Source organism: Vibrio sp. V39_P1S14PM300, assembly GCF_009904765.1.
GTDB classification, from domain to species: domain Bacteria; phylum Pseudomonadota; class Gammaproteobacteria; order Enterobacterales; family Vibrionaceae; genus Vibrio; species Vibrio proteolyticus.
Genome location: NZ_WXWP01000108.1, coordinates 1 through 2,407, shown reverse-complemented (window position 1 = coordinate 2,407; position 2,407 = coordinate 1). Strand labels below are relative to the sequence as shown.

General features: G+C 51.5%; 2 protein-coding genes. One reads left to right on the top strand and one right to left on the bottom strand.

What is annotated here, in order from left to right:
• The coding region (locus CAG65_RS05180; RefSeq protein ID WP_161452633.1) for a DUF342 domain-containing protein at nucleotides 1-1,519 on the top strand (1,519 nt) is incomplete at its 5' end.
• A 37-nt stretch (nucleotides 1,520-1,556) separates the two neighbouring features.
• Here the strand turns inward: CAG65_RS05180 and CAG65_RS05175 are convergent.
• The coding region (locus tag CAG65_RS05175; RefSeq protein ID WP_237668753.1) for an SIS domain-containing protein at nucleotides 1,557-2,407 on the bottom strand (851 nt) is incomplete at its 5' end.

Below are 2,407 nucleotides of genomic sequence, written 5' to 3'. Positions count from 1 at the left end.
CCGCTTCATCAATTATTCGCGCGAGATGAAAGGTGAGGCGTATTCCGGATTGGTCATCGGTGGGGTTCGTGATGCCAGCGTTCAGGTGGTGCTATCCGATAACGACATGATTGCGACCATGGTCGTCACGGGAGCGTACGGTGGTAAGCCATTGAATGGCGTCGGCTTGGTTCAGGCTTTGGCTCAGGCGCATGTGACGAAAGGTATCAATAAGCTGGCGCTGAAAAAAGTGTTGATGGTCAGTGCTACACTTAAGCCGGGTGAGGAGTTTTCTCAGGCGGTGGCGCAAGGAAAGCCGCCAATACAAGGTAAAGATGTGCAGTTTGTGCCATTGGTGGAAGATGTCAGTAAACAAGTCTTGGCACCCAAGCAGGATGAGCAGAACGATAAAATCGACATGCTCAATCTGGGGGAAACAATCACCGTTGATGAGAAGCAGCCGCTGATGCGACGTAAACCGGCGACCAAAGGTGAGCCGGGCGTCACGGTTCAGGGCAAGTTGATTCCACCCAAGCCGGGGAAAGATCAGGCGCTGTCGGCATCGAAAGGCTCACATATTTCGCCTACGGATCCCAATCTGCTGTTGGCCAGTGTTTCCGGGATGCCGATTATTCGTAATAAAACCGTCGAAGTGGAAAATGCTTTGTGTCTGGCCAATATTGGCGTCGCGACCGGTCACGTGAAGTTTAAGGGCAATGTGATTGTTAACGGTGACATTGAGTCCGATATGGTTGTCCGGGCAACTGGCAGCGTTACGGTGGGCGGATTTATTGAATCGGCCGATGTCCAGGCGAAAGGCGACATTATTGTCGCCAAGGGGATCATCGGCCATACCGACACCGATGGCGAACGCAAAAGTTGTGTCGTTAAATCCGGTGCCAATATTAAAGCCAACTATGCGCAGTATGCCGAATTGCAGGCGGCGGAGGATATTGAACTGGTGGTGCACAGTTTGAGCAATCATCTGCGCTGCGGTGGCAATCTAACGGTATCAGACAAAACTGGGAAACAAGGCACGCTCAGTGGCGGCACCAGCCAGGTCGGGGGGAAAATCAGTTGTATCAACCTTGGTGTAGAGGGGGATACCGCAACTTATGTCGAAGCGTTTGCCCGTTTTAATGCCTACAAAGACAAGATCGCTCGTTACCGCGAAATGTACCGTCAGGTTCAGGAAGAAACCATGACCTTGGTGCGAAAGGAACTGGAGCTGAAAAAGCGGCCAAAAGCCGAGCGCAGTGACGAAGAGATCCAGCAGATGGAGCAGATGAAAGAAGCGGCCAATGCAAAGTTGGAAAAAACCAAAACGGCGATCGATGTGCTGGAAGATGAGTTTAATCGTGCGTTGGAAGAAAATTTCATTGAAGTAAAAAGTAAGGTCTACACCCATGTCACGGTGCAGTACGGGGAAGAAAAGGTCATTACTAAGCGTACGCACGGCGCGAGTCGTTTCTCGTTTAATCAATATGAGATCAAATGCTCTTCGTTGTTTGATGAGGACGCAATAGAAGAGGGCATCTGAACATGCGGAGCTTCGGCTCCGCTTTATGTTGGCCGTGCTATTTGAGGATCAGGCGAATGTCCGATGAAATGTCGTCGATCAGTTTTCGCGCCGACTCGTCTCGTTGTTGCACCAGTGTGATAAACAGCAGGTCGGTGATCACGTTTTGCGCCGTTCGTGATGCTATTGACGAACTGCGGTGTTGTGATTCGTCGGCAACCGTATCAAAGACCAAATCAGCCATGGCTCTGAGTTTGTTTTTGCGTGTTGACGTCAGCGCGATCACTCGGGCCCCTTTTTGCTTGGCCGCGTCGGCCGCCACCAGCATTTCTTTACGGTCACCAGAAAAAGAAATCACGATCTGAACATCCTGTTCGGTCAACGTCCTGGCGGTGGCAATTTGTACGTGACTGTCTTGCTCACTCAGAGCGGTAATTCCGAGTTTAAGCAGTTTGTACGACAAATCCTTTGCCGTCAGGGCAGAGCCGCCAATTCCCAATACCTGAACCCGGCTGGCCTGGTCAATCCAGCTTACCGCTTCATAACACACCTCAAGCGACAAGGCATTGGTGGTTTGAAACATGGCATCGGTTTTGGCCTGCACCAGTTTCTGAGCGATAACGGCCAGAGGGTCATCAAGCAGAATGTTGCTGTGCAAAGGGGTTGTCTGTAGTGCTTGTTTACGCGCCAGGTCTTCAGTTAATGCCAGCTTAAAATCACTGTAACCTCTAAACCCAAGCTTCTGGGTGAATTTGACGATGCTGGACTGACTGACCTCTGCCTGAGCGGCGAGTGCCTGACTGGTTAACAGCACCGCTTGGGCGGGGTGGGCGATGATCCAGTCGGCCACTTTCCTGCTGCTGTCAGACAGATGCGTGCGCCGTGCCACCAGAATATTAAGTACAGACA